Here is a 26,458-nt window from a genome sequence, read left to right on the forward strand (position 1 = left end):
CATTGTGAGTTCGATTTATGAAAAATCAATTATTAACTATCATTTGCTGCATCCCAAGCTGCAGAAACGGTACCAATTAGACGGGTCTCATACATTCAGCGGGACGGGAACGATGTCAGAAATAAGCGGAGGCTCTTTTCTGGTTAGAATGCTGTTAAAGCTGGGTGTTTTTTTCAGATGCTTCTTTTCAGAAAGAGGCAAAGACATTCCATTTACAATACAAAATAGAACTTGTCTTTTGAAATCACAACATACAGGGATAGAATGGAATCGTACATTTTTCTTTAAAGGCAAAAAACGTTTCTTTGACGCGATAATGATATATGACGAGAAAGAAAATAGAATACTTGATTTCTTCGGCAAACCTCATCTGCTGTTGTCTGTTTTGACGTTCGAGGCATCTCTTGACGGCTCTCTTACAATCACATCGGGAAAGCAATGGCTATTGATATTTGGAAAAAGAATCCCGTTGCCGAAATGGCTGACCGGTACATCCGTAGTTTGCGAAACGTTTGATGAAAAAAAGAATTGTTTCACCATTGAAGTGCATGTGCAAAATACAATTCTTGGCACTCTTTTCTTTTATAAAGGAACGTTTCAGGAGGAAGAGAGAGAATCATGAAACGAAATGGCATAGTCAGTGCGCTTTGTTTTATAGGATTTCTTGCAGCGGAAGCACCGGATATTTCAGTGGCAGAGGCACTCGTTTTGTTATCAATTCTATTTTTTGTGCCGGGAATTTTCCCTTTTGTTTTTCGTCAATCGCCGGTTCGTGCTGCTCAGTTTATGGAATATGGGCTAATCCAGTGCTATCCGGTAGCCGCATTCTTTGCGGTGCTGGCTCTAGTGACGGAGGTTGGAGGTTTCGCGCTAATCTGGTGGATGTACACAGTTTTTATTGCATTGTATGCGATCCTCCGCCTTTGGGAAACAAAGATACATAGAATCGAAGAGACATCAGTTTTGTTCGGTCTTATTTATTTGGCGGGAGGAGGATTTTGGTTTTTTGCTTATGCTGCCCATTTGCAGATCATGCAATTTGGCCCTCTCATCATTTTGCTTACTGCTGTCCACTTTCACTATTCTGCTTTTCTGATCCCGATCTTCAACGGATTACTCGGCAGAACCATTAGAAAACATCGGATGTTGTATAGTTGGATAACATGGGTGATTTTGCTTTCGCCCCTTCTTATCGCACTGGGCATCACATATTCAAAAACACTTGATGTCATTGCGGTTAGCATTTATATGGCGGCGATTTATCTTCATGCATTTTTGGTGTTCACGGCAGCTTTTCGCACCAAGACGGGGACATTTCTTATTCGGCTTTCTTCCGCTGTTTTAATGATAACGATTGCTTTCTCGATGATTTATTCATTTGGTGTATTTCGGCAAGAAGTTACATTGACCATCAATCAGATGATTTGGATTCACGGTTTTGTCAACGCGTTTGGTGTTATCTTGCCCGCTCTCATAGGGTGGAGAATAGAGGATCCGAAGTCATTTGATGCAGACAGTGTAAAGACATTCAGCCGTATCTACGGAAAAAGAAAGATTGGAGAAGAATTTTTAGCTAGCATTCAAGCTGAAAATAACGCTCGGTACAGCGGACTTGTGGATGATATGGGCAGCCTGCGTTCAAAAGATTTTTCACCAGAAAAACTGGCGCCGCTCATTCTTTCGTTTTATGAACAAACCATCGAATACAATATTAAAGCAAAAGTAACATGGAGCACGTGGTTTCGGCCGCTTGCAATTATTTACGAATGGTTCAGCAGAAGATTCGGCCAAATACATCTTTCGACGAACCCTGACTGGTATAGGATGTACAGCAAGATAAGAGGTGTTCATTCGAAAAAAGACGGAAGGGAAAGAGTACGTGCCTGGATTAGAACAAATGAAAAAAACGAAACCATTTTTACCGCTCTTTATTCAGTGTATCGTTCAAATGGAGAGGGGTATATGAATATTTCTTTACCGCTTCCATTCAGCAGCATGACAGGTATTTTAAAACCATATCATCATCAGGAGAAGCTGGTTTTAACAAGCAGGCGGAGAAAAAGCAGAGCGGGGGATGAGGGGATTTATCTGCAAACAATAGCGGGAACTTGTCCGCTTCCTTTATCTGAAACCTTTCTGATAGAAGCTGCACATGACAACAAATTAACCGCTGTTCATCATATGTGGCTGTTTGGAATAAAATTTCTAACTGTTCATTACAGCATTACACATATTAACCAGCCTATTGAAAGAACCTAACACAAAGAAGAAGCTTCGTCTGCCAGTTGTAATAGATGCACTGTTTTAAAAAAATTCTGCGCCGCATCAAGACAGGAAAGGAAGGGTTTATGGTGTTTTATATCAGTTTATTTCTGATTCTTTGGCTGGCTGCGGGGTTTGCAGTGGGAATGAAACAAGTGTATGTCGATCAGCTGTTTGATAAAGCTGTGATCGAAAGGATGGAAAAAGAAGCGAATGATCATGGACACGCTGACCGGATGATCAAACAGCGCGCCCTTTATATTGCAGCAGTGACATTAAGCGGGTTTATTTCTGTTTATTATGAAATGAAAACAATCCCGCAAAGGCGAAACATAAGAAAAATTGAAAAAAACATCATGAAATTAAATCAAGCAAAAAAACGAAGAATGAAGAGAAAATAAAAATGCACAGGCCAAAGGGCAGGTGCATTTTTGTTTTGTATGGAAATGGGGGAGGTGGTGCCAGCTTACTTTTCATAAATTCAAAAATGAGAAGAACAGCGCCCGGGCTAATGGTATATAATATTGTGAATTTAACAAAAATTTAACAAGGAGGACAAGAGAATTCGTGCTAAAGCCTCAAAGAGACCTACATCCTGTTGATTTGGACTTAGAGGCGGAGTAGATGAAACCGGCCAAAGTATCCCTGCTCCGCCGTTTGCTCCATTCCTTGAAGCATGTTGATTGTAACATAGCCAAACGTTTTCCATCAACTATTAAAATTGTAAAATTATTGTTTATTTTTATGGTATTTACTCCGATTTCTTCAATTTATGCTGAAGATGTATATCAGAATTTTGAGGAATTAAAAAACAATGAAGATCCTTCTGATTACGACATTTTTACGAAAGAAACCGGAAGCCCTGTTCTTGTTTTAGCTATTCACGGAGGAGGTATTGAAGGCGGGACAAGTGAAGTAGCGAGAGAGCTCAGCAAAGAGTACTCGATGTATTTATTTGAAGGCTTAAAATCGACAGGAAACTCAGTCCTGCACATTACGAGCACGCACTTTGATGAACCTCGGGCCCTTAAAATGATGGGAAATCATGAATATGTCATTTCATTACACGGGTACGCAGAAGAAGATCAGCAGATCGAAGTCGGCGGTACAGATCGCGTAAGAGCGGCAGATTTAGTTGAGAAATTGCAGCATGCCGGTTTTCCTGCTGTATTGCTCAATACGGACCATCCGCATGCGGGCGTTAGTCCGAATAACATTGCAAATAAATCAAAAACAGGTTTAAGTATCCAGATAGAAATGAGCACAGGCTTTAGAAAGTCTTTGTTCGGCATCTTTTCTTTAAAAAGCAGAGCTGTTACTCAAAATGAGAGGTTTTATAAGTTTACAGAAGTGATGTTCCGTTTTCTCAAAAATAGCTACTGAAAAATAGGAGGCGATAAGACAGCCTCCTATTCCTTATGCTTCTCTTTCGTTTCGGGAAATAGCTCGTCCGCGGCTTCCGTTTGATACTGCAACGTGTTATCTCTCGCTGACAGTTCATTTCGGAAATTTTCATCAAGCACATTTTTCAGTAAATACCGATGAAAAAAGTATTCAAAAACAGTAAGACAGGCAGCGGAAAGGAGAGCTGCTCCAAATGGTGAGAAATCGTTTCTTGTTTGGGTTAAAACAAATACCCAAAGAATAACGAATGAAAGGCCAAAGTCAGCCAATGAAGCTGTAATATTGTTTGTTCTGGGTAAGACGAGCATGTCACCAGAAAGATAGGAAACAAAACCTAAGAAAAGTGCAATAAACATCACACTTAAAAAGGATGCGTGATAGACTCTGTCCAAAATCACATATAAAAGGGCGAGAGTGAAAGCAATCTTTGAAGCAAGCGCAATGATATGTTTCATTTGACCACCTAAATTGTTATTTTTTGAAGAAAATTCTTGGGCGTAAACAAATGATAAATAATGAAATTCAAAACCATTCATAATGGTCATGTTACTATTTTAAACAGTCCGTTTTTGTTTACACTGGTATTTTTTTTCAGCAGTATGAAACTCTCTTATGAAAAAAGACGTATATGTGGATGATCAGCTTTCAAGGGGGGAATGATTTGTGGAGATAAAAGGAATCAATCATTGTTATTTTCAGTTTCGCATTTGGATACATCGATTGATTTTTATCAAAAAGTGTTTGATGCAAAGCTTTTGGTAAAGGGAAGAACAACTGCATATTTTGACATGAACGGCATCTGGCTAGCGCTTAATGAAGAACCAGACATCCCGAGAAATGACATTAAGCTTTCTTATACCCATATTGCTTTTACAATTGAAGATCATGAATTTGAGGAGGTATCAGCTAAATTAAAAAGACTTCATGTCAATATTCTGCCTGGCAGAGAACGAGATGAACGCGATCGAAAATCAATTTATTTTACCGACCCTGACGGTCACAAATTTGAATTTCATACCGGAACCCCTCAAGACAGGCTTCGATATTACAAACAAGAAAAAAACCATATGCACTTTTATGATGAAACGGCCTTTTGATATCACACACCATATTTCATATAAGGTTAAATTTAAAGAAGGGTGTTGGTGGAGACTTTATGTTTGGGGAAGGTTTCTACCCGATTAGTTCAACGATGCCATATCTTTTGAACTGCACAAGTGATTGGGTGCAGGTGAAATTGAAATACATATTACATTTTATATGAAGAAAGCGAGCTGTTTTAACAGAGTGTTGAACTACCTAAACTATGTACTAAATTTTCAGTTATATCAATTGCCTCGCCCTTTAATAAATATAAAACCGCATCCTTCCACGACCTAAAAAATGAAACGTTTTTAAGAAGATAGCGTCTAATATTCTAAACGTACATATTTTGAACAAAAGTTTCCTGAAGGAAAGAAAATTTCTTGACTTCAACAATTGTTTGGTGGATAATTATGGTGTAAACATGATGTTCTTTTTCCTCCTATTCAGGCTCGCACCCAAAAGTCAGGGCGAGCCTGCTTTTTTTGAACAACAAACCCCCTCTCCGTAAAGGAAAAGGGGGTTATTTCATGCATCTGATAGATCAATAGATTAATGGACGGTTCTGAACACGCCAATCACTTTCCCTAGAATGCTGACATTCTGCAAAATGATAGGTTCCATCGTTGGGTTCTCAGGCTGCAAGCGAATGTGTGTATCCTCTTTATAGAATCGTTTTACAGTTGCTTCATCATCTTCTGTCATCGCAACTACAATTTCCCCATTGTTCGCTGTGTTTTGCTGTTTAACGATGACATAGTCCTTATCGAGAATACCAGCATCTATCATACTGTCTCCCATAATCTCCAGCATAAATACATGCTCGTCTGGAGGAACCATGCGGTCAGGGAGCGGAAAATATTCTTCAATATTTTCTACTGCAGTAATAGGAGATCCCGCCGTGACTTTACCGATGACTGGTACATTAACGACCTGGCTTTGCGGAATGTCTACTTCTTCATCAAGAATTTCTATTGCTCTTGGTTTTGTCGGATCCCGTCTGATCAGCCCTTTTGTTTCCAAGCGGGCCAAATGGCCGTGGACAGTAGAGCTGGACGCAAGCCCGACAGCCTCTCCGATCTCTCTCACGGAAGGCGGATATCCTTTTGATTTAACCTCTGCTTTAATAAAACGGAGGATATCAAGTTGCCTTTTTGATAGCTTCGTCATTTTTCGCACCTCAAAACGTCGATTTTAAGAAGATTATAGCATGATTTTCCTTACAGTACAAACATAGGTTCGAAAAAAACAATTGACAGAAACGTTTGTTCGTATATACTGAAATTATAAAAATGCGAACAAACATTCCTGTTGGAGGTTATGATCATGAGTAAAGAATCTATTATTTTTGTCGGTCTGTTCACAGTGATTTTGAGCGCGGTTATCCTTATGCTGTCATATACAAGCAGCGGCCAAGAGCTTAATCAGTATGTTAAAATAGAAGTCCAGCAAGGCGACACACTCTGGTCAATTGCTGATCAGGTAGCCGATACAAAAAAGATAAACAAAAATGATTTTATTGAATGGGTAGCTGATAAAAATCAACTTCAAACCTCTGATATCCAGCCGGGTGATGAGTTAGTGATCCCATTGAAAAAGAAGCATCAGGATGCATATGAATTAGCAACTGTAAGATAGAGAGGAAAGAGAGATAAAATGAAAGCACTCATTTATGCCCGTGTAAGCACAAATAAAGAACAGCAGGAAACGTCATTAAAACGGCAGGAGGAGGAGCTTACGGCCATTGCAGCGGAGAACGGCATGGAAGTGGTCAAAGTGATTTCAGAAAAAGCCAGCGGATATGAAATGGATCGGGATGGTGTATTTGAGCTGCTTGATGAGATTAAGAACGCTGATATTGATGTCATTTTGGTTCAGGATGAGACAAGGCTCGGACGGGGAAACGCAAAAATCGCACTGCTTCATTGTATTTATAGAGAAGGTGTGAAAGTCTATACAACGGCTCATAGAGGTGAACTGGAGTTATCGGAGGCTGACTCAATGGTCTTGGAAATCGTCAGCATTGTGGAAGAGTATCAGCGAAAGATTCACAACATGAAAATCAGACGGGGAATGAAACGTGCAGTAAAAAACGGTTTTAAACCGCAAAAAAACTTAAAAAACCAACATGGGAACAGTGGAAAAGAAAAAATAGAGGTGCCAATCTCAGAGATCGTCCGCCTGAGAGCGAATAAACTGACGTTTGCTGAAATCGCGGCTACCCTAAGAGGGTTTGGCTATGATGTCTCTAAAGCAACCGTTCACCGGCGTTTTCAGGAATACATAGAGAATGAAGAGACAGCAGAGTGAATCAGTTGTAAAACTTTTTTTGATCTAGTACTATATAGACAAAATGCAATAAAGGAGTTTAACATGATTTCAAACGCGAAAATTGCCAGAATTAATGAACTTGCTGCCAAAGCTAAAGCTGGCGTTATTACAGAAGAAGAAAAAGCCGAACAGCAAAAGCTCCGTCAAGAGTACTTGAAAGGTTTTCGTTCTTCTATGAAGAACACGTTAAAAAGTGTGAAAATCATTGACCCAGAAGGCAATGATGTTACACCAGAAAAGCTAAAAAGAGAACAAAGAAATAACAAACTTCACTAATATAAGAGGAATACGGCAATATCGTATTCCTCTTTTGCATATACTATAATCAAAACTCTTATATGACAAAATTCAACAAGTTTCTCTCAAATTTAAGCTGAAACAGTTGAGAAAAAGTCGTCAGACATTTATGATGTAAGGGTACAACACATAAGGAAGGGGATTTTTATGGATACAATTGAAAAGAAATCAGTTGCTACCATTCGCACACTGTCAATAGACGCTATTGAAAAAGCAAATTCTGGTCACCCAGGGATGCCGATGGGAGCCGCTCCAATGGCATACACGCTGTGGACAAAATTTATGAACGTAAGTCCGGCAAACCCTGGCTGGTTTAACCGTGACCGTTTTGTTTTATCTGCTGGACACGGGTCAGCACTATTATACAGCATGCTTCATTTAAGCGGGTTTGATCTTAGTATTGAAGATCTTAAGGGATTCCGCCAGTGGGGCAGCAAAACACCAGGACATCCGGAATTCGGACATACTGCCGGTGTTGATGCTACAACAGGTCCGCTTGGCCAAGGAATTGCCATGGCAGTCGGTATGGCAATTGCTGAACGCCATTTAGCGGAAACATACAACCGCGATTCATTTAACGTAGTCGATCATTATACATACAGTATTTGCGGTGATGGTGATTTAATGGAAGGTATTTCTTCTGAAGCCGCTTCACTCGCAGGCCATCTTCAGCTTGGCCGTCTGATCGTACTATACGATTCTAATGACATCTCTCTTGATGGAGACCTCGACCGTTCATTCTCTGAAAACGTGAAACAGCGTTTTGAAGCAATGAATTGGGAAGTTCTTTATGTTGAGGATGGAAACAATATTGAAGAATTAACAGCGGCTATCGAAAAAGCACGCCAAAATGAAAAGAAACCTACATTAATTGAAGTGAAAACGACAATCGGATTCGGTTCACCTAACCGTGCCGGCACATCCGGTGTTCACGGTGCGCCGCTTGGTAAAGAGGAAAGCAAATTAACAAAAGAAGCTTATGCGTGGACATATGAAGAAGACTTCTACGTTCCGTCAGAAGTTTATGAGCATTTCGCTGCAGCTGTTAAAGAATCAGGTGAGAAAAAAGAACAAGAATGGAATGCTCAATTCGCTAAATATAAAGAAGTTTATCCTGAACTTGCTGAACAGCTTGAACTGGCAATCAAAGGAGAGCTTCCGAAGGACTGGGATCAAGAGGTTCCTGTGTATGAAAAAGGAAGCAGCCTGGCATCCCGTGCATCTTCCGGTGAAGTTCTCAACGGACTTGCGAAAAAAATTCCTTTCTTTGTCGGAGGTTCTGCTGACCTAGCGGGATCGAACAAAACGACTATTAAAAATGCCGGTGATTTTACAGCGGTTGATTACTCAGGCAAAAACTTCTGGTTTGGTGTACGTGAATTTGCGATGGGTGCAGCCTTAAACGGTATGGCGCTTCATGGCGGTCTTCGTGTATTCGGCGGAACTTTCTTTGTCTTCTCTGATTACCTGCGTCCTGCGATTCGCCTTGCAGCGTTAATGGGCCTTCCTGTGACATATGTCTTCACACATGACAGTATTGCGGTTGGTGAAGACGGTCCGACGCACGAGCCTGTTGAACAGCTTGCTTCACTCCGTGCGATGCCTAACCTTTCTTTGATCCGTCCAGCAGACGGCAATGAGACAGCAGCAGCATGGAAGCTTGCAGTGCAAAGCACTGACCACCCAACAGCGCTAGTGCTTACACGTCAAAACCTTCCTACCATCGATCAAACAGCTGAAGAAGCATTGGCAGGAGTAGAAAAAGGTGCATATGTCGTTTCTAAATCTAAAAACGAAACACCTGACGCTCTTCTTATCGCTTCCGGATCAGAGGTAGGTCTTGCAATTGAAGCGCAGGCTGAATTGGCAAAAGAAAACATCGATGTTTCTGTTGTCAGCATGCCTTCAATGGACCGTTTTGAGAAACAATCTGATGAATACAAAAACGAAGTCCTTCCTGCAGATGTGAAAAAACGTCTTGCAATTGAAATGGGCTCATCATTTGGATGGGGCAAATACACGGGGCTTGAAGGTGACGTTCTCGGCATAGACCGATTCGGTGCATCTGCTCCTGGTGAAACCATCATTAACGAATACGGCTTCTCAGTTCCGAACGTAGTGAATCGAGTTAAGGCATTAATCAATAAGTAAGCTTTTGAAAGAGGATGAGTCAAATCATCCTCTTTTTCTTGTTTATCCGACAAAAATAGTATTGGCTGTTTAACAGTAATAGACAATTCTTTCTTTTCTTCTTTTGTATAATAGAGAGCAAATGAAATGCTGCTGGAAAAGGGGATGAAAAGATGGAACGTCACTACTATACGTACCTGATCAAAGAGGAATTTGCCAATCACTATTTCGGCCGGGAATCGGTTATGTTTGAGCTGTTTCAAGACTATCATTGGACAAGCCTTGATAAGCAGCAGTATGAAATGACAGAGAAACAGATTCAATATATTACACAACCAATCCCGATTTTACATATGCATCAGCGGTTAAAAATGAATTTAAACAAGACGGATTACAGGCAGCTGGATTATATTTATAGAATAGCTTTGCCGAAAGCAAAAGGCCACGCGACGTTTATGATGAAGGAGCACATGATAGAAATTGTGGCTTCGGGAGATTACGAGGCAGAAACGATATTCTTTGAAGTGTTAAGAAAAGTAAGCCCTTGCTTTTTAGCAATGGATTTCAATTCGAAGCGTTACGGATGGCTAAATCCGGTGAAAGAAAGAAATTTTGTCTAAAACCGAAGAAAAAGAGATGTAAATGTTGTATAATAGCTTTTGGTTTAGTACACTTTAAACTAGACAACATGAAGGAGGAAATAAAATGACTTTATGGGTTGGCATCCTAGTGGGCGTTGTTGCATTGCTCATAGGTGTTGCACTCGGGTTTTTTATTGCTCGTAAATATATGATGAGCTACCTGAAAAAGAATCCGCCTATTAATGAACAAATGTTACGCATGATGATGATGCAAATGGGAATGAAACCTTCTCAGAAGAAAATCAATCAAATGATGAAAGCCATGAATAATCAAACGAAATAATACGTAAAGATTATGATATAGAGAAACATGGTTATAAAATAAAAAACCCTTATACGGGTTTTTTATTTTGCAATCATTCATCACCCGCTACTGCTCGAAGGCGCTGCTTTTGATATTGTATGAGAAGATGGTCAAGCTCCTGACTGAGCTCTATCGTAATATGAGATGTCATTCCGTTCGCCATGACAATTTGCAGCAGCTCTGCTCTTTTTTTTTCAATTTCTTTTAATAGATGCTCTCTAATCACAGGGATGTATCCTTTCATACATTAGATCTTCAAAGTGAATGTTTATATTATATCCATATTTATACTAATTTTCAAATGAGAAGGAGTATAATGTCTCAATGTCAAATTAAATTATATAAGTTTTTTCTGAAAATAGAAATCCTTCAAGTGAAAGTGTTAAAAAAATGAAATGATTTTGTCATAACTTGAAGGAATGTCAAATCATGAAGGGATGATGACATGGGAGACGTGAATTATTTTTTGACATTCGGTGCGGGGTTTTTATCCTTTATTTCGCCTTGCTGCCTGCCGCTTTACCCAGCTTTTTTGTCATATATTACAGGGGTCAGCATGGACGATGTAAAAACAGAAAAGCTGCTGCTGCAGAAAAGAAGCCTGTTTCATACTTTGTGTTTTTTGCTTGGCTTTTCAGTCATTTTTATTGCTTTAGGCTATGGAACATCTTTTATTGGCAGCCTGTTTAGGGATTATCACGATGCGATTCGGCAAATTGGCGCGTTGCTTATTATTTTGTTCGGTTTCATTACACTCGGTGTGTTTCGGCCTGAGGCTATGATGAAAGAGCGGAGAATCCATTTTAAGCATAAACCAAGCGGGTTTTTAGGGTCGGTCTTAATCGGAATGGCATTTGCAGCTGGATGGACACCATGTACCGGTCCGATATTAGGTGCTGTTATCACACTTGCAGGCACCAATCCGGGTTCAGCGGTGCCATACATGATGTTATATGTACTCGGTTTTGCGGTACCGTTTCTTTTATTGTCTTTTTTTATCACAAAGCTGAAGTGGATAAGGAAGAACCAGCTTTTCATTATGAAAGCTGGCGGCGTTTTGATGATTGTGATTGGTGTGCTGTTATTCTTTAATTGGATGAGCCTGATCATTATTTTGCTGTCAGATCTTTTTGGAGGCTTTACTGGTTTTTGACGGTAAATTACTTTCGTACTACTACTAATCCTTTTGTTTTTGGTACAATAAGACTATTATCTGTGGAAATCGATTGTTGGAGGGGAATATGACAAGAGTTTTAGTTGTAGACGACGCCAAGTTCATGAGAGTGAAAATCAGAGAGATCTTGGAAGATGCAAATTACATAATCGCAGGCGAAGCGGCGGACGGTGAACAAGCAGCGGATCTGTATAAAAAACTGCGACCGGACCTTGTGACAATGGATATTACAATGCCGGTGAAAAACGGCATAAAAGCGCTTCGTGATATCTTAACCTTTGATCCTAAAGCGAAGGTCATCATGTGCACCGCCATGCGCCAGCAAAGAATTGTAACGGAAGCAATTGAGCTGGGGGCAAAGGATTTTATTGTTAAGCCGTTTGAGGAAACAAAAGTGCTGGAAGCTGTAAGCCGCGTTATGGGACATTAAAGTCATTTCTTTTCAAAATGGTTTTTTTTATTGTTTTGGAGTATAGTATATAGTATCAACACTCCGAGAAACAAAGGAATGATAAGTATGATGATTATAGTTTCATCGATTATTGCTGTGTTAATGGCTGTAGCTGTGATGGTGGTCAGAATAAAGTCCTCTGACAAGCCTGTTTCACCAAAAAAAATCATTCTTCCGCCGATTTTTATGAGTACGGGAGCGTTAATGTTTTTATTTCCGGTATTTTGGGTAACTGGTGCAGAGTTTTTGGAAGCATTCACTTTAGGTGTGATTTTCTCTATTTTTCTAATCAAAACTTCTAAGTTCGAAATTAAAAATAATGAAATTTACATGAAACGCTCTAAAGCATTTGTTTTTATATTAGTCGGTCTTTTGGTGATCAGAATCGTGATGAAATCCATCTTGAGCACATCAATCGATTATGGTGCACTGAGCGGAATGTTTTGGATTCTGGCTTTCGGTATGATTGTGCCTTGGAGAATCGCCATGTATTTATCATATCGAAAACTTCATAACGAGCTGCAGTCAGCTAATATTCAAATGAATTAAAAAACCTTTCCTCTTGTCAGGAAAGGTTTTTTATTTGAGAAGGGTCTGATAAGGTTCCAAATCGATTTTTTTGTCCCGCAGATGCCTTTTTAAGAAGGTATGGTCTCTTTTAGGAGTTGCGAGAATATAGCCTTTGATCATAAGTTGCTGATCAATCTTTGCTACCTTTTCTTTTAATGCAAGCTCACCGATTTTGCCTGCGATTTTGGCTTTTGCTGCATCTCTGAACAGTTCTGGCACCGGCGCAGTCAATTCATCTAGAAACTGTTTGTTTTCATCGTTCCATAAATGTCTGCTGTTTTCAATATAGTAATCCTGCCAATCAAGCTCTGATCTGCCGTCCTCTTTTGGTAAACGCTTTAAAAACTTTCGAAACATGAAAAAACCGCCGATTGATAATAAGACTACCATCATGATCACCCAAAACAGAATAAACCATAAAAACCATCCTTCCAGCATCAATCATTCCCCCTTATTCTAACCATATTGTATACGAAGAGAGATTAGAAGAACACAGTAAAAAAAGAATAGAAAAAAGTGATAGACGTCTAGTCAAAAGAGATAGTAGATCATATTCTATTGTATAGTGAATCTGCTATTTGGCCATGGGAGAGTCACTAGAGGGTATTTGACGATAAATGGACGGAAAAAAAAGTCACTTTCATAATAGGGGATGAAAGTGACTTTTTATGTTTAGCTGAGAGGAAATTGAAGAGAAAAAGAAGAGCCATCTTCTGTTTCTTTATTGACGGCGACTGTGAGTATTTGATTTTCGCATTCGGCTTGAATTGTTTTGTCATTAAAATAAAAAGGAAGCATCATTTGTTTTTCAAAAGTCTGTCCTGACGATTTGACAGTTAAGATGAACTCGCATCCAGAAAGGGTAACTGTTACTTGTGTAGGCTGTAAAAAAGTCAGATCCGCTTCTATAATATACTGCTGACTAGTTTCATATAAATCAATAGGCAATGTTTCGTCGTACCAGGCGAAGGGGTCTTCAAAAAATTGCCGAAGCCATTCATCCATACTATCGAAATCATTTGCATCGTTGCGTTTTGAATGGTCCATGGAAGCATTCCTCCACATATCAACCTTGCTTAACATCATATGCGGTGGATTATAAATGGGTGAACGCATAAAAAAACAGACACTAAGGTCTGCTTTTCTTACATATCATGGCTTGAGTTGTGCTTTTGTCTTGTATGGTTTCGGTTCTTTACCTTTTTGCTTCCGCTTAGAGGCTCAGGTTGGCCGGGATTGTGTCCTTTGGGGGCGTTTTTATGCATATCTTTACTTGTATTCTTATTGGTCATAAAATGAGAACCTCCTTAAAAGAGTTCGGTGTTATTGATTGGTTTTTCTTTTTTTGTTATTTTGGCGTTCTGCTTCAGTCAGTACAAGCTGGTCGTTTTCAATATAGCCGGCGCCTTTGCCTTGGCTTTTTGCGTCATTCATTCCGTTAATGACGTGATTCGCTTTTCTTTTGACCATCATTATCACCTCAATCATAATATGGCTCCTTTTATTGTGTTATATGAGAGAGCGTAAACAGTAAAAATTACCGGTACATTTTTCTCATAAGCCGAACTTATTGTATTTAATAAAAACATTGATATTTACTTATGTATGATTTTGTTTTAATATGAAATTGTGAGAAAATTGTGATGGAATGTAATGTTCATCTGAGAATGATCTGATCTGAAGGGGGATTTTGGAGAATGGCAAACGAGCAAAAAACTGCAGCAAAAGACGTTTTCCAAGCGAGAAAAACGTTTACTACAAATGGGAAAACATATCATTACTACTCTTTAAAAGCGTTAGAAGATTCAGGTATAGGAAAGGTTTCGAAGCTTCCTTATTCCATCAAAGTTCTTTTAGAATCAGTATTGCGTCAAGTTGACGGCTTCGTTATCAAAAAAGAACACGTGGAAAATTTGGCAAAATGGGGAACTGCCGAATTAAAGGATATCGACGTTCCGTTCAAACCGTCTCGTGTTATTTTACAAGACTTCACAGGGGTTCCGGCAGTAGTAGATCTGGCTTCACTGCGTAAAGCAATGGCAGCTGTCGGCGGAGATCCTGATAAAATCAACCCTGAAATTCCTGTTGATCTCGTTATCGACCACTCTGTACAGGTAGATAAAGCGGGTACAGAAGATGCATTAGCAGTAAATATGGACTTGGAATTCGAAAGAAATGCAGAGCGCTACAAATTTTTAAGCTGGGCAAAGAAAGCGTTTAACAATTATCAGGCAGTGCCGCCTGCAACAGGTATTGTGCACCAGGTCAACCTTGAGTTCTTGGCAAGTGTTGTCCATGCCATTGAAGAAGACGGCGAGCTTGTAACGTATCCTGATACGCTTGTCGGAACAGACTCACACACAACAATGATTAACGGTATCGGTGTTCTCGGCTGGGGTGTCGGTGGAATTGAAGCTGAAGCGGGAATGCTTGGACAGCCTTCTTACTTCCCAGTTCCAGAGGTAATCGGAGCGAAACTTGTCGGCAAGCTTCCAAATGGAACAACAGCTACTGACTTGGCGTTAAAAGTAACACAAGTGCTGCGTGAAAAAGGCGTTGTCGGTAAATTTGTTGAATTCTTTGGACCGGGAATTGCTGAACTGCCGCTTGCAGATCGCGCAACAATTGCGAATATGGCTCCGGAATACGGTGCTACATGCGGATTCTTCCCAGTAGATGAAGAAGCGCTTAACTACCTGCGCCTGACTGGCCGTGATCCTGAACATATTGATGTTGTTGAAGCATACTGCAGAAGCAATGGCTTGTTCTACACTCCAGATGCGGAAGACCCTCAATTTACTGATGTGGTTGAAATTGACCTGTCTCAAATTGAAGCAAACTTATCGGGTCCAAAGCGTCCTCAGGATTTGATCCCGTTATCTGCTATGCAGGAAACGTTTAAAAAGCACTTAGTCAGCCCTGCAGGTAACCAAGGATTCGGTTTAAATGCTGAGGAAGAAAATAAAGAAATTAAGTTTAAACTCCTTAACGGTGAAGAAACAGTTATGAAAACGGGTGCGATCGCCATTGCTGCGATTACAAGCTGTACAAATACATCAAACCCATACGTTCTGATCGGCGCCGGACTGGTAGCGAAAAAAGCGGTTGAGTTAGGGCTTAAGGTGCCTAATTACGTGAAAACGTCACTTGCACCGGGTTCTAAAGTTGTTACAGGATATCTTGTGAATTCAGGCCTTCTTCCATACATGAAAGAGCTTGGCTTTAACCTCGTTGGGTACGGCTGTACAACATGTATCGGGAACTCAGGTCCGCTTTCACCGGAAATCGAAGAAGCGGTTGCGAAAAATGATCTTCTGATTACGTCTGTCCTTTCCGGAAACCGTAACTTTGAAGGACGTATTCACCCGCTTGTTAAAGGCAACTATCTTGCTTCACCGCCGCTTGTTGTGGCATATGCGCTGGCTGGAACGGTAAACATTAACTTGAAAACCGATCCAATTGGTGTGGGCAAGGATGGTCAAAACGTATACTTTAATGATATTTGGCCGTCAATGGACGAAATCAATGCACTTGTTAAGCAAACTGTTACGCCAGAGCTATTCCGCAAAGAGTATGAAACAGTATTTGATGACAACAAGCGCTGGAACGAAATTGAAACAACAGATGAAGCTTTATATAAATGGGATAGCGAGTCAACTTACATTCAAAATCCGCCATTCTTCGAAGAAATGTCTGTTGAGCCAGGCAAGGTTGAACCATTAAAAGGTTTGCGTGTTGTCGGTAAATTCGGCGATTCAGTCACAACTGACCATATTTCTCCTGCGGGGGCAATCGGAAAAGATACGCCTGCCGGAAAGTATTTGCAAGAAAAAGGTGTTTCTCCTCGTGACTTTAACTCCTACGGTTCCCGCCGCGGAAACCATGAAGTCATGATGAGAGGAACATTTGCAAACATTCGCATCAAAAACCAAATTGCACCGGGTACAGAAGGCGGATTTACGACGTACTGGCCGACTGGTGAAGTAACATCCATCTATGATGCGTGCATGAAATACAAAGAAGATAAAACTGGTCTTGTCGTATTAGCAGGAAAAGACTATGGTATGGGATCTTCACGTGACTGGGCCGCAAAAGGAACAAACCTTCTCGGCATCAGAACGGTCATTGCAGAGAGCTTTGAAAGAATCCACAGAAGCAACCTTGTATTCATGGGCGTGCTGCCGCTTCAGTTTAAACAAGGTGAAAATGCGGATACACTCGGCTTAACGGGTAAAGAAGTCATCGAGGTAGATGTTGATGAAACAGTTCGTCCTCGTGACCTTGTGACTGTAAGAGCAATCAATGAAGACGGCAATGTAACAACTTTTGAAGCAGTCGTCCGCTTTGATAGTGAAGTTGAAATTGATTACTACCGCCATGGCGGCATCCTTCAAATGGTGCTTCGTGAAAAAATGAAGCAGTCCTGATGAATCAATAGGAAGAGAAGGCATTTCGCTTTCTCTTCTTTTTATGACACAATGTGCTGCGGAGGAGGCATATGCTGAAAAAATGGCTCGCAGGGATTCTGCTTATCATGCTTGCCGGTTATACGGGATGGAATTTATATCAAACATACAGCAAAAAAGAAGTCGGAATTCAAGAGGGGCAACAAGCACCTGATTTTTCTTTGAAAACGTTGTCAGGAGAGAAAAGCTCTTTACAGGATGCAAAAGGCAAAAAAGTGCTGCTCAATTTTTGGGCAACTTGGTGTAAGCCGTGCCGTCAGGAAATGCCTGCGATGGAAAAGCTGCAAAAAGAGTACGCCGACAAACTTGCGGTTGTTGCGGTAAATTTCACTTCAGCTGAGAAAAGTGAGAAACAGGTCCGAGCGTTTGCTGATACGTATGATTTAACGTTCCCCATTCTGATTGATAAAAAAGGGATCAATGCTGACTATAACGTGATGTCATATCCAACGACATATATCTTAGATGAAAAAGGTGTTATCCAAGACATACACGTTGGCACCATGACAAAAAAAGAAATGGAACGAAAACTGGATCTTGATTAGATTCAGTTTTTTTTATGCTCAAATATGCTTACAAGTTTTCAGAATTGGAAAAAATAAAAGAATATGCGGAGGTGAGAAGCGTGAAGAAGATGAGAAAACGTTCTTTTCATGAGCTCGTCATGGAAAACAAAAAAGAGCTGATGACCAATACAGAGTATTTAAATCAGCTTGAGGAAAAGCTTGAACAGCGATTTAAGCAAAAATAACCTTTAATTTGTATTCATGTTTACCCCTCCTTTTGAGAAACCTATCTGTTGAGGAGGGATAAACATGGGAAACAACAAGAAAAACGGTCAGCCTCAATATGCTCCAAGCCACTTGGGTACAAAGCCTGTAAAATATAAAGCCAATAAAGGGGAAAAAATGCATGATACTTCAGGTCAGCGGCCGATCATCATGCAGACAAAAGGCGAGTAGCGAAAAATCGAGTTTATTTCTAGGAGGTACATCCGAATGACAAAGAACCAAAATCAATATCAGCAGCCTAATCCTGATGATCGCTCTGACAATGTGGAAAAATTGCAGGATATGGTTCAAAATACAATTGAAAATATAGAAGAAGCAGAAGCATCAATGGAGTTTGCTTCAGGAGAAGATAAACAGCGTATCAAAGAAAAAAATGCAAGACGCGAACAGAGCATTGAAGCGTTTCGTAATGAAATACAGGACGAATCTGCAGCGAGACAGAACGGATACCGTTCTTAAAAAACCAGGGAAACCTGGTTTTTTTCTTTCTGATTTGATTATGGTAAAATGGGGCTAAATTGACGTTAAGGGAGCAGAGTAATCTTGCATGTATCAAAAAAAGAAATAGAAGTGCGTTATGCAGAAACAGATCAAATGGGAATTGTCTATCACGCAAATTATCTTGTGTGGATGGAGGTCGGCAGAACGGCCTTAATTAAGGACTTAGGCTTTTTATATAGTGATATGGAAAAAAGAGGCGTTCTGTCCCCAGTCGTTGATATCAACATTTCCTATAAAAAGCCGCTTCATTACGGAGAAACCGCGGTTGTACATACATGGATAGAGGAATATAACGGCTTTAAAACCGTCTATGGTTATCACATTTATAATCCGGCCGGTGAGCTTTCCATCAAAGCCACCTCATCTCATATTTGTGTGGATAAAGAAAGCTTTAAGCCAATTCAATTCCGCAAAGCTTTTCCTGATTGGCACACAGCATATGAAAAGGCCAAAAAATAGGGAAGTGAACGGGATATGGCGTTTGGTGTGAAACGGGAGGAACTTAACCGGTGGAAACAAGCAGTGAAAAGAGGAGAAATCGCATTTTTAACACATTACTGGCTGGATGACCGATTTCCAGAAGCAAGGACTGTGACAAAAGCCGGCTGTGCAGACATTGATAAGCTGGTTCAGTGGGGAGCGGCGTACGGGTTAAAAAAAGAATGGATCCATAAGAAAAGTGAATTTCCTCACTTTGATCTGCTGGGTGAAACACAAAAATATGTTTTGGAACAAGAAAACCTAACCGATCATCTTATACGATTTCATTTGTAAAAAAAGAACGCACATGAAGTGCGTTCTTTTTTATTGGTATTCAAAAACCGGTTCATCAGCGTCTTCTGAATAGCTTACGAGAAGGTCGTGGTTATCAAAGTACCATAAATCACTTTCTTCAATAAAGAAGGTAATGCCGTCAGCTTCTGCGGTGACTCCAGCCTCTTGTGGCGCATCTTTCGCTACACCGAGAGAAAAACCCTTTTGAACGTTGCTGCAGCCTCCATAACGGACGAAAAAGCGAACCTGGTCTCCGCTTTCCAAATCGAGTTCTTCTTTATACCAGTTCAATGCGTCTTCGTTAATTGTCATATTCATAACAGAACACCCCTTTGTTCTTCATTTGAATTTTCTCTATTATAAACGTATTAGGCTATTCTGTGTCAAAAGAGAAGTTTTTTAAGCTTATAACCATTTTACTTTAGGTTCTGTTTTATTGATAATTCGTTTAATGTTCGCCCGGTGTCTGTATATCACAAAAATAGTGAGCAGGGTAACGACAATCAATAAATACGTATCATGGACAAAGAAACTATATATAACAGTATAGATCCCTGTTAACATCGATGAGAGAGAAACAAATTTAGTCAAGTATAAAAAGATGAAGAATACCGCAACCATCGTGATAAATAACAGGGGTGCATAAAATAGCAAAACGCCTCCTGATGTCGCCACGGCTTTACCGCCTTTAAATTTGGCGAAGATGGGAAACACGTGGCCTAAAACCGCAAAGACTCCTGCAAGAAGCGGGTGAATATCAACATGCATGAGAAAAGGCAATGCCGTTGCCAGTGTCCCTTTCAAAATATCTCCGGCTATGACGACCGAACCAGCTTTTACTCCCAATGTGCGGAATGCATTGGTAGCGCCTAAGTTGCCGCTTCCGTGCTCCCGAATATCAATTCCCTTGGCAAGCTTGCCCACAATTAAGCCAGATGGAATGCTGCCTATCAAGTAGGCCAAAATAATCAATAAAGCTATTAACATCTACATTTCTCCTTTTTCAAATTCCCTTCTTTTTATTTTAACATGAGATGTCATGATCTGATGATAAGTTTTTTTGTAAAGTTTGCTTACAAATCCAATCAAACATGCATCATATTTTGATTTCTCCTGTTTTGATCGTGTAAAATAAGTGGAAAAGGAGTGACACACGATGCAAAACCCTTGTAAAGCGGAAATTAAAGAGATTCTTCAAAGAAGCAAACGTATAGCCGTAGTAGGGCTTTCAGACCGTCCGGATAGAACGTCACATATGGTTTCAAAAGCAATGCAGGACGCGGGTTATGAAATTATCCCTGTGAACCCGACAATTGATGAGGCGCTAGGTGTCAAAGCCGTTTCATCTTTAAAAGAGATTGACGGTCCGATTGACATCGTAAATGTATTCCGGCGCTCAGAACAGCTTCCTGGAGTGGCGGAAGAGTTTTTAGAGACAGATGCGCCAGTATTTTGGGCACAGCAAGGGCTAGTTAATGAGGAAGCATACCAGATGCTAAAAGAAAAAGGCAGAACGGTTATCATGGATCTGTGCATAAAAGTGGCACACGCTGTAACAAAATAGGTGCAGAACTGCAAAAATCCTTGTAAATTCAAGGATTTTTGCTTTTTAATTTTAAGATATTGTTTGCGTATTACGGTGAAACAGATACAATAAAGCTTGAACAGCTTTTTTTGAATACCTTGTCCAGCTGGGTTTCGGCCGTTCGATTTGCGAAGGTCTGCTGCTTTATATATAATAAACAAACATACGTTCTCATAGTGTAAAAACAGCACTAGCCGATGTTTTGAGAAGAACTGATTCGTTAGCTCTATGTTGCGATTGCAAACATATTGGTTATAATGAGGAGTCCAAGGCAGTACTGGCTCGAGGCGAGGTTTATAAAAAATATCTTATATACAAATGATGTGTAACACTGAAAAAGAGAAAGACAATGTTAGTTTTTGAAAGGGGTTTGTACGTTTGGCTAGAAAACAGCAATTTGATTACAACGAAGATGCCATACAGGTGCTCGAAGGCCTTGAGGCTGTCAGGAAAAGGCCGGGTATGTATATTGGCTCTACTGACGCGCGGGGTTTGCACCACTTGGTTTATGAAATTGTAGATAACTCTGTCGACGAGGTGCTTGCCGGCCATGGAGATCACATAATCGTCAAAATACATAAAGACAATAGTATTTCTGTACAGGATAGAGGCCGCGGCATGCCGACCGGAATGCATAAGCTCGGCAAACCAACCCCTGAAGTGATTTTAACGGTGCTTCATGCCGGAGGAAAATTCGGCCAAGGCGGCTATAAGACAAGCGGTGGGCTCCACGGAGTTGGTGCATCAGTCGTGAATGCTTTATCTGAATGGCTGACGGTTACCATAGAGCGGGACGGTTTTGTCTATCAGCAGCGATTTGAAAATGGAGGAAAACCGGTTACATCTCTCGAAAAGATCGGCAAAACAAAAAAGACGGGAACTCTTACACACTTTAAGCCAGATCCAACGATGTTCAGCACAACCACTTATAATTTTGAAACGCTCTCTGAGCGCTTAAGAGAGTCTGCGTTTTTGTTAAAAGGATTGAAAATTGAGCTGATTGATGAACGCAATGACCAGCATGAGGTCTTTTATTATGAAAACGGCATAGAAGCGTTTGTTGCTTATTTAAATGAAGAAAAAGACGTCTTGTCTGAAGTGGTCTCGTTTGAGGGTGAGCATCATTCTATAGAAGTGGACTTTGCGTTCCAGTTTAACGATGGTTATTCTGAAAATATTTTGTCGTTTGTCAACAATGTCAGAACAAAAGACGGCGGGACGCATGAGTCAGGTGCAAAAACTGCGATGACGCGTGCTTTTAATGAATATGCACGAAAAGTGGCTTTGCTGAAAGAAAAGGATAAGAACCTTGAAGGCACCGATATAAGGGAAGGGCTTTCAGCCATTATTTCTGTCCGCATTCCTGAGGAGCTTCTTCAATTTGAGGGACAAACAAAAGGAAAGCTCGGTACCAGTGAAGCAAGATCAGCGGTTGATGCGATTGTTTCAGAGCAGCTTGCTTACTTTTTAGAGGAAAATCGGGACACCGCAACGCTTCTTGTCAAAAAAGCAATCAAGGCGAGTCAGGCGCGCGAAGCGGCACGCAAAGCCCGTGAAGAAGCAAGAAGCGGCAAAAAACGAAAAAAATCAGAAGCGACTTTAAGCGGAAAGCTGACGCCTGCGGGTTCAAGAAACCCGGCAAAAAATGAATTGTATCTCGTTGAGGGAGATTCAGCAGGCGGGTCAGCCAAACAGGGAAGAGACCGCAGATTCCAAGCGGTTCTGCCTTTACGCGGTAAAGTCATTAATACAGAAAAAGCTAAGCTTGCTGATATCTTTAAAAATGAAGAGATCAATACGATCATTCATGCGATCGGCGGGGGAGTCGGAGCAGATTTCTCAATCGATGACATCAACTACGACAAAATCATCATTATGACCGATGCCGATACTGACGGCGCCCATATTCAAGTGCTGCTTCTTACCTTTTTCTATCGCTATATGAAGCCGCTCATTGAGCATGGCAAGGTGTTCATTGCGCTGCCACCTTTATATAAGGTCAGTAAAGGAAGCGGGAAAAAGGAAATCATTGAATATGCATGGTCTGATGAAGAGATGGGTGATGTCCTGAAAAAAGTCGGCAAAGGCTATACCATTCAACGATATAAGGGTCTTGGAGAGATGAACGCAGACCAGCTGTGGGAAACGACGATGAATCCGGAGTCCCGCACACTTGTTAGGGTCAAAATTGACGATGCGGCACGTGTAGAGAGACGTGTAACGACGTTAATGGGAGACAAAGTAGAGCCGCGCAGAAAGTGGATTGAGAAAAACGTCGCTTTCGGCTTAGATGAAGAAAGCAATATTTTAGAAAATGAAAACTTATCGGTCGCTGAGGAGGTTTAATGATTGTCACAGCCAGAATTATTTCATGATTTACCATTAGAAGAGGTGATCGGCGACCGTTTTGGACGCTACAGTAAATATATTATTCAAGACAGGGCGCTGCCCGATGCGAGAGACGGATTAAAGCCGGTACAGCGCAGAATTCTGTATGCAATGCATACAGATGGAAACACGTTTGATAAAAACTTCAGAAAAGCGGCCAAAACGGTCGGTAACGTCATCGGTAACTATCATCCGCACGGTGACAGCTCGGTTTATGAAGCAATGGTGCGGATGAGCCAGGATTGGAAAGTTCGTAATGTGTTAATCGAAATGCATGGAAACAATGGAAGCATCGACGGAGATCCCCCGGCAGCCATGCGTTATACAGAGGCACGATTATCTCCGATTGCATCTGAGCTTCTTCGGGATATTGACAAAAACACGGTTGAATTTGTGCCGAACTTCGATGATACAAGCAAGGAGCCTGTCGTACTCCCGGCGATGTTTCCTAACCTATTGGTCAACGGATCTACCGGGATTTCAGCAGGATACGCGACCGACATTCCCCCTCATCATCTGGGAGAAGTCATTGATGCTGTCATTAAGCGTATTCAAATGCCATCTTGTTCTGTTGATGAACTCATGGAAGTCATTAAAGGGCCTGATTTTCCGACAGGCGGTATTATTCAGGGCGTTGACGGGATAAGAAAAGCTTACGAAACCGGAAAAGGAAAAATCATTATCCGCGGAAAGGCTGAAATTGAAACAATCAGAGGCGGACGAGAACAAATTGTCATTACTGAAATTCCATTTGAAGTAAATAAAGCAAACCTTGTAAAAAAAATGGACGAGTTCCGTATTGATAAAAAGGTTGAAGGCATCTCAGAGGTTCGTGATGAAACGGATCGAACAGGGCTGAGAGTGGTCATTGAACTGAAAAAAGAAGCTGATGCCAAAGGCATTTTGAATTTCTTATACAAAAATACTGATTTGCAGATCACATATAACTTCAATATGGTGGCTATCCATAACCGCCGTCCGATGCTGATGAGCCTGCCGTCTATTTTGGATGCATATATCGGACACCAAAAGGAAGTTGTCACAAACCGGTCTGTTTACGAGCTTCAAAAAGCAAAAGACAGACATCATATCGTAGAAGGGCTCATGAAAGCTTTGTCTATTTTGGATGAAGTGATTGCAACAATCCGTTCTTCTAGCGATAAACGTGACGCTAAAAACAATTTGATCGCGAAATATGAATTTACGGAGCCTCAGGCTGAAGCCATTGTGTCATTGCAGCTATATCGTTTAACCAATACAGATATTACAGCGCTTAAGGAAGAGGCAGAAGAGCTCGGTAAAAAAATTGAAGAGCTCGAATCTATTCTGAGCAATGATAAAAAACTGCTAAAAGTGATTACAAACAGCTTAAAAGCATTGAAAAAGAAATATGCAGATACGAGACGCTCCGTGATTGAAGAAAAAATTGAAGAAATTAAAATCAATCTCGAAGTCATGGTTGCATCTGAGGATGTATATGTAACCGTTACGAAGGATGGTTACCTAAAACGGACGAGCCAGCGCTCATTTGCCGCTTCCAACGGTCAGGACTTCGGAATGAAAGATACGGACAGGATGCTGCATCAGTTTGAAATGAATACGACAGACGTGCTGCTGCTCTTTACGAACAAAGGAAGCTACATCTATTGTCCTGTTCACCAGCTGCCTGATATCAGATGGAAGGACATGGGCCAGCATTTTTCAAATCTGATCACTATTGACCGTGATGAAACGATTGTAAAGGCCATACCGATAAAAGAATTTGATCCGTCGGCATATCTTCTATTCTTTACGAAAAACGGGATGGTGAAAAAGACAGAGCTCACCCATTATAAAGCACAGCGTTATTCTAAGGCGCTTGTGGCCTTAAATCTGAAGGGTGAAGATGAACTGATTGATGTACATGTAACAAATGGGGAAAGCCAGATCTTTATGGCCACTCACTTAGGGTACGGTCTATGGTTTGGAGAAGATGAAGTGAATGTAGTTGGCGCGCGTGCGGCAGGTGTCAAAGGGATTAACTTAAAAGAGGATGACTTTGTTGTCTCCGGTGAGATCCTTCAGCAATCTGATTCAATTGTCTTGTTCACACAGCGGGGAGCGGTAAAACGCATGAGTCTTTCTGAGTTCGAGAAGACATCCCGCGCAAAACGCGGTGTCGTAATGCTAAGGGAACTGAAAAAGAATCCTCACCGAGTTGTAGCACTGTTCGCTTGCGGTCTTGAACAGCGACTAATGGCAGAAACAGAAAAAGGCGACAGAAAAGAACTGCAGGCAAAAGAGTTGCGGACAAACGACAGATACAGCAATGGCTCTTTCTTTTTTGATGAAGAGGAATCAGGCAAGGTTACAGCTGTTTGGCGCCTTCATACAGAACAATAATAAAAAACCCGCTCATATAGTATGAGCGGGTTTCGTTTGTTTTTTATCAGCTTTCATGGTTGGTGAAAAGATCTGCTACCGCATGAATGACTTCAATTCCCTGCCATACAAATAAATTCAGCGCTGTGAAAGAGAATAAGCCTAAAATCACCATTCTTAAGATAAACAACATGTTAAACAGCCTCCTCATATTTTCGTTACATAATCGGGTGATGTTGAACATGAAGTTTGCCGAAATAAGACGATTGATAAAATTTGGCCAGTATAAAGCTTTTTTTCCGCTGACGTCTGCGGGAGTATCCCGTACTTTTGCTTTCAGCGGTCAGCAGCAGAACAGCCATTGCCCATAAAGCGGTCAGTGTAAATGCCCCTGTGATGGATTTCTTCTCATCATCAGCATTTTGGCCGGCTTTCATTTCATGCATTTCCTGCTGGTCGGCTACGGCTTTATAATGATGACCGATATCAAAGGCGTGGGGAATTGAGAGCAAATGAAAACTGGCAATCGCCAAGAATAAGATGGATGCTTTCAATATCGTTACTTTTTTCAAATGATCTCCCCCTCCTTTAATATTACTGAATATTTTTATAATAATACCCCAATCCATCCTAAAAGTAAACCTGATTTATTAAATTTAAAAATAAATTTCACTTTGTTAAGTATATATCTTTTTACTTATCTTTGAAAGAGAAACATTCTTTTTTTAGTGTATGTATACCCGATTTATGTTGTGAATAAAAGCATATTTTAGATGATATGTTTGTTGTTTAGGGTTTATTACTTTATTTAAGAGCTAAATCATAGGGAAGGCAAGAGAATGGGAAGAAATCATTACATTGTTAATAGGGCACTCTTTTTTTAAAGCCAGCTTGCAAGGAATGTTTTTATTCGTAGGAAAATAATAGAGAAGGGGTCGACAGAAT

Annotated in this window: 34 protein-coding genes and 2 pseudogenes; 25 read left to right on the top strand and 11 right to left on the bottom strand. The window is 40.7% G+C overall.

The window, feature by feature from the left end; translation table 11 throughout:
- Positions 1 to 4 precede the first annotated feature (4 nt).
- The 4 genes from NYE20_RS10900 to pghL all read left to right on the top strand — a co-directional run bounded on the left by NYE20_RS10900 (position 5) and on the right by pghL (position 3,645).
- Positions 5 to 622 (top strand): DUF4166 domain-containing protein, encoded by a 618-nt coding sequence (locus NYE20_RS10900; protein WP_029726669.1) that lies wholly within the window; start codon positions 5 to 7, stop codon positions 620 to 622.
- Positions 619 to 2,259: a YndJ family protein gene (locus NYE20_RS10905; RefSeq protein ID WP_161621600.1), complete on the top strand. Its 1,641-nt coding sequence runs from the start codon at positions 619 to 621 to the stop codon at positions 2,257 to 2,259. Before NYE20_RS10900 ends, NYE20_RS10905 begins: the two co-directional genes overlap by 4 nt.
- Positions 2,260 to 2,348: 89 nt before the next feature.
- Positions 2,349 to 2,663 carry a membrane protein gene (locus tag NYE20_RS10910; RefSeq protein ID WP_031314944.1) on the top strand — a complete coding sequence of 105 codons (315 nt, stop codon included), beginning with the start codon at positions 2,349 to 2,351 and terminating at the stop codon, positions 2,661 to 2,663.
- A gap of 223 nt (positions 2,664 to 2,886) precedes the next feature.
- Positions 2,887 to 3,645 (top strand): gamma-polyglutamate hydrolase PghL, encoded by a 759-nt coding sequence (gene pghL / locus NYE20_RS10915; protein WP_161621601.1) that lies wholly within the window; start codon positions 2,887 to 2,889, stop codon positions 3,643 to 3,645.
- 26 nt (positions 3,646 to 3,671) lie between these two features.
- Here pghL and NYE20_RS10920 read toward each other — a convergent pair whose 3' ends face one another.
- Complete coding sequence (locus tag NYE20_RS10920) at positions 3,672 to 4,121, bottom strand: YndM family protein (protein ID WP_003245454.1); 450 nt, start codon at positions 4,119 to 4,121, stop codon at positions 3,672 to 3,674.
- 208 nt (positions 4,122 to 4,329) lie between these two features.
- Between NYE20_RS10920 and fosB the strand changes: the two are divergent.
- Positions 4,330 to 4,763 (top strand): annotated as a pseudogene (gene fosB, locus NYE20_RS10925) (metallothiol transferase FosB).
- A pseudogene (locus NYE20_RS10930) lies at positions 4,672 to 4,949 on the top strand (hypothetical protein). The pseudogenes fosB and NYE20_RS10930 overlap by 92 nt, the downstream one beginning before the upstream one ends.
- Before the next feature lie 352 nt (positions 4,950 to 5,301).
- On the opposite strand, the gene lexA reads toward NYE20_RS10930, so the two are convergent.
- Entirely contained in the window at positions 5,302 to 5,919 is a 618-nt protein-coding gene (gene lexA, locus NYE20_RS10935) for a transcriptional repressor LexA (protein WP_003238209.1), read from the bottom strand.
- Between the two features lie 150 nt (positions 5,920 to 6,069).
- Between lexA and yneA the strand changes: the two genes are divergently transcribed.
- The 6 genes from yneA (at position 6,070) to NYE20_RS10965 (ending at position 10,431) form a co-directional block, all read left to right on the top strand.
- The gene (gene yneA / locus NYE20_RS10940; RefSeq protein ID WP_003231598.1) at positions 6,070 to 6,387 is read left to right on the top strand and encodes a cell division suppressor protein YneA; all 318 of its coding nucleotides are present in this window, start codon (positions 6,070 to 6,072) and stop codon (positions 6,385 to 6,387) included.
- A gap of 18 nt (positions 6,388 to 6,405) precedes the next feature.
- A complete protein-coding gene (locus NYE20_RS10945; RefSeq protein ID WP_003231596.1) occupies positions 6,406 to 7,059 on the top strand; it encodes a recombinase family protein in 654 nt (217 codons plus the stop codon).
- Between the two features lie 63 nt (positions 7,060 to 7,122).
- Positions 7,123 to 7,356, top strand: a complete 234-nt coding sequence (locus NYE20_RS10950) for a DUF896 domain-containing protein (protein WP_003231595.1) — start codon at positions 7,123 to 7,125, stop codon at positions 7,354 to 7,356.
- 168 nt (positions 7,357 to 7,524) lie between these two features.
- Positions 7,525 to 9,528 carry a transketolase gene (tkt, locus tag NYE20_RS10955; protein ID WP_014476936.1) on the top strand — a complete coding sequence of 668 codons (2,004 nt, stop codon included), beginning with the start codon at positions 7,525 to 7,527 and terminating at the stop codon, positions 9,526 to 9,528.
- A gap of 152 nt (positions 9,529 to 9,680) precedes the next feature.
- A complete protein-coding gene (sirA, locus tag NYE20_RS10960; protein WP_161621603.1) occupies positions 9,681 to 10,127 on the top strand; it encodes a sporulation inhibitor of replication protein SirA in 447 nt (148 codons plus the stop codon).
- Between the two features lie 85 nt (positions 10,128 to 10,212).
- Positions 10,213 to 10,431, top strand: coding sequence for a YneF family protein (locus NYE20_RS10965; protein WP_003221221.1), 219 nt, complete (start codon positions 10,213 to 10,215; stop codon positions 10,429 to 10,431).
- Positions 10,432 to 10,504: 73 nt separating this feature from the next.
- Here NYE20_RS10965 and ynzD read toward each other — a convergent pair whose 3' ends face one another.
- Positions 10,505 to 10,678, bottom strand: a complete 174-nt coding sequence (gene ynzD, locus NYE20_RS10970) for an aspartyl-phosphate phosphatase YnzD (RefSeq protein WP_010886518.1) — start codon at positions 10,676 to 10,678, stop codon at positions 10,505 to 10,507.
- Positions 10,679 to 10,897: 219 nt separating this feature from the next.
- On the opposite strand from ynzD, the gene ccdA reads away from it, so the two are divergent.
- The 3 genes from ccdA (at position 10,898) to NYE20_RS10985 (ending at position 12,626) form a co-directional block, all read left to right on the top strand.
- Positions 10,898 to 11,605, top strand: a complete 708-nt coding sequence (gene ccdA, locus NYE20_RS10975; protein WP_015383767.1) for a cytochrome c-type biogenesis protein CcdA — start codon at positions 10,898 to 10,900, stop codon at positions 11,603 to 11,605.
- Between the two features lie 88 nt (positions 11,606 to 11,693).
- Positions 11,694 to 12,056, top strand: coding sequence for a response regulator (locus NYE20_RS10980; protein WP_014476939.1), 363 nt, complete (start codon positions 11,694 to 11,696; stop codon positions 12,054 to 12,056).
- Between the two features lie 78 nt (positions 12,057 to 12,134).
- Positions 12,135 to 12,626, top strand: coding sequence for a CcdC family protein (locus NYE20_RS10985; RefSeq protein ID WP_072174017.1), 492 nt, complete (start codon positions 12,135 to 12,137; stop codon positions 12,624 to 12,626).
- A gap of 30 nt (positions 12,627 to 12,656) precedes the next feature.
- On the opposite strand, the gene yneK is transcribed toward NYE20_RS10985, so the two are convergent.
- From yneK to sspO, 4 genes are all read right to left on the bottom strand, one after another.
- Positions 12,657 to 13,085: a DynA interaction protein YneK gene (yneK, locus tag NYE20_RS10990; protein ID WP_003231580.1), complete on the bottom strand. Its 429-nt coding sequence runs from the start codon at positions 13,083 to 13,085 to the stop codon at positions 12,657 to 12,659.
- 234 nt (positions 13,086 to 13,319) lie between these two features.
- Positions 13,320 to 13,712 carry an outer spore coat protein CotM gene (gene cotM, locus NYE20_RS10995; RefSeq protein WP_072174018.1) on the bottom strand — a complete coding sequence of 131 codons (393 nt, stop codon included), beginning with the start codon at positions 13,710 to 13,712 and terminating at the stop codon, positions 13,320 to 13,322.
- Between the two features lie 80 nt (positions 13,713 to 13,792).
- Positions 13,793 to 13,939, bottom strand: a complete 147-nt coding sequence (locus tag NYE20_RS11000; RefSeq protein ID WP_003221237.1) for a small acid-soluble spore protein P — start codon at positions 13,937 to 13,939, stop codon at positions 13,793 to 13,795.
- Between the two features lie 31 nt (positions 13,940 to 13,970).
- Complete coding sequence (sspO, locus tag NYE20_RS11005; RefSeq protein ID WP_003244839.1) at positions 13,971 to 14,117, bottom strand: acid-soluble spore protein SspO; 147 nt, start codon at positions 14,115 to 14,117, stop codon at positions 13,971 to 13,973.
- Positions 14,118 to 14,344: 227 nt separating this feature from the next.
- On the opposite strand from sspO, the gene acnA reads away from it, so the two are divergent.
- The 7 genes from acnA to NYE20_RS11040 all read left to right on the top strand — a co-directional run bounded on the left by acnA (position 14,345) and on the right by NYE20_RS11040 (position 19,179).
- Positions 14,345 to 17,074 carry an aconitate hydratase AcnA gene (acnA, locus tag NYE20_RS11010; RefSeq protein WP_021479772.1) on the top strand — a complete coding sequence of 910 codons (2,730 nt, stop codon included), beginning with the start codon at positions 14,345 to 14,347 and terminating at the stop codon, positions 17,072 to 17,074.
- Positions 17,075 to 17,145: 71 nt separating this feature from the next.
- Positions 17,146 to 17,658 (top strand): redoxin domain-containing protein, encoded by a 513-nt coding sequence (locus NYE20_RS11015; protein WP_161621604.1) that lies wholly within the window; start codon positions 17,146 to 17,148, stop codon positions 17,656 to 17,658.
- Between the two features lie 80 nt (positions 17,659 to 17,738).
- Positions 17,739 to 17,864, top strand: coding sequence for an FbpB family small basic protein (locus NYE20_RS11020; RefSeq protein WP_003244964.1), 126 nt, complete (start codon positions 17,739 to 17,741; stop codon positions 17,862 to 17,864).
- Between the two features lie 64 nt (positions 17,865 to 17,928).
- Positions 17,929 to 18,075, top strand: coding sequence for an acid-soluble spore protein SspN (gene sspN / locus NYE20_RS11025; RefSeq protein ID WP_003231569.1), 147 nt, complete (start codon positions 17,929 to 17,931; stop codon positions 18,073 to 18,075).
- 36 nt (positions 18,076 to 18,111) lie between these two features.
- Positions 18,112 to 18,363 carry a small acid-soluble spore protein Tlp gene (tlp, locus tag NYE20_RS11030; protein WP_003231568.1) on the top strand — a complete coding sequence of 84 codons (252 nt, stop codon included), beginning with the start codon at positions 18,112 to 18,114 and terminating at the stop codon, positions 18,361 to 18,363.
- 84 nt (positions 18,364 to 18,447) lie between these two features.
- Positions 18,448 to 18,864, top strand: coding sequence for a YbgC/FadM family acyl-CoA thioesterase (locus NYE20_RS11035; RefSeq protein ID WP_017696516.1), 417 nt, complete (start codon positions 18,448 to 18,450; stop codon positions 18,862 to 18,864).
- A gap of 15 nt (positions 18,865 to 18,879) precedes the next feature.
- Positions 18,880 to 19,179 carry a hypothetical protein gene (locus NYE20_RS11040; RefSeq protein ID WP_021479774.1) on the top strand — a complete coding sequence of 100 codons (300 nt, stop codon included), beginning with the start codon at positions 18,880 to 18,882 and terminating at the stop codon, positions 19,177 to 19,179.
- Between the two features lie 30 nt (positions 19,180 to 19,209).
- Here NYE20_RS11040 and NYE20_RS11045 read toward each other — a convergent pair whose 3' ends face one another.
- Together NYE20_RS11045 and plsY are read right to left on the bottom strand one after the other, a co-directional pair.
- Positions 19,210 to 19,497: a HesB/YadR/YfhF family protein gene (locus NYE20_RS11045; protein ID WP_003231562.1), complete on the bottom strand. Its 288-nt coding sequence runs from the start codon at positions 19,495 to 19,497 to the stop codon at positions 19,210 to 19,212.
- 87 nt (positions 19,498 to 19,584) lie between these two features.
- Entirely contained in the window at positions 19,585 to 20,166 is a 582-nt protein-coding gene (gene plsY / locus NYE20_RS11050) for a glycerol-3-phosphate 1-O-acyltransferase PlsY (RefSeq protein ID WP_003231560.1), read from the bottom strand.
- A gap of 169 nt (positions 20,167 to 20,335) precedes the next feature.
- Here plsY and NYE20_RS11055 point away from each other — a divergent pair, with 169 nt between their 5' ends.
- The 3 genes from NYE20_RS11055 (at position 20,336) to parC (ending at position 25,534) form a co-directional block, all read left to right on the top strand.
- A complete protein-coding gene (locus tag NYE20_RS11055) occupies positions 20,336 to 20,743 on the top strand; it encodes a CoA-binding protein (RefSeq protein ID WP_161621605.1) in 408 nt (135 codons plus the stop codon).
- A gap of 399 nt (positions 20,744 to 21,142) precedes the next feature.
- The gene (gene parE / locus NYE20_RS11060) at positions 21,143 to 23,110 is read left to right on the top strand and encodes a DNA topoisomerase IV subunit B (RefSeq protein WP_014479944.1); all 1,968 of its coding nucleotides are present in this window, start codon (positions 21,143 to 21,145) and stop codon (positions 23,108 to 23,110) included.
- Positions 23,111 to 23,113: 3 nt separating this feature from the next.
- The gene (gene parC, locus NYE20_RS11065; RefSeq protein ID WP_014479945.1) at positions 23,114 to 25,534 is read left to right on the top strand and encodes a DNA topoisomerase IV subunit A; all 2,421 of its coding nucleotides are present in this window, start codon (positions 23,114 to 23,116) and stop codon (positions 25,532 to 25,534) included.
- A 46-nt stretch (positions 25,535 to 25,580) separates the two neighbouring features.
- Here parC and NYE20_RS11070 read toward each other — a convergent pair whose 3' ends face one another.
- Positions 25,581 to 25,706 carry a hypothetical protein gene (locus NYE20_RS11070; RefSeq protein WP_258568502.1) on the bottom strand — a complete coding sequence of 42 codons (126 nt, stop codon included), beginning with the start codon at positions 25,704 to 25,706 and terminating at the stop codon, positions 25,581 to 25,583.
- A gap of 25 nt (positions 25,707 to 25,731) precedes the next feature.
- Positions 25,732 to 26,085: a hypothetical protein gene (locus tag NYE20_RS11075; protein ID WP_014476950.1), complete on the bottom strand. Its 354-nt coding sequence runs from the start codon at positions 26,083 to 26,085 to the stop codon at positions 25,732 to 25,734.
- Positions 26,086 to 26,458: the final 373 nt, after the last annotated feature.

Origin of the sequence: Bacillus sp. FSL R5-0416 (genome assembly GCF_037975425.1) — a bacterium.
In the GTDB taxonomy this organism is placed as follows: Bacteria; Bacillota; Bacilli; order Bacillales; family Bacillaceae; genus Bacillus; species Bacillus subtilis.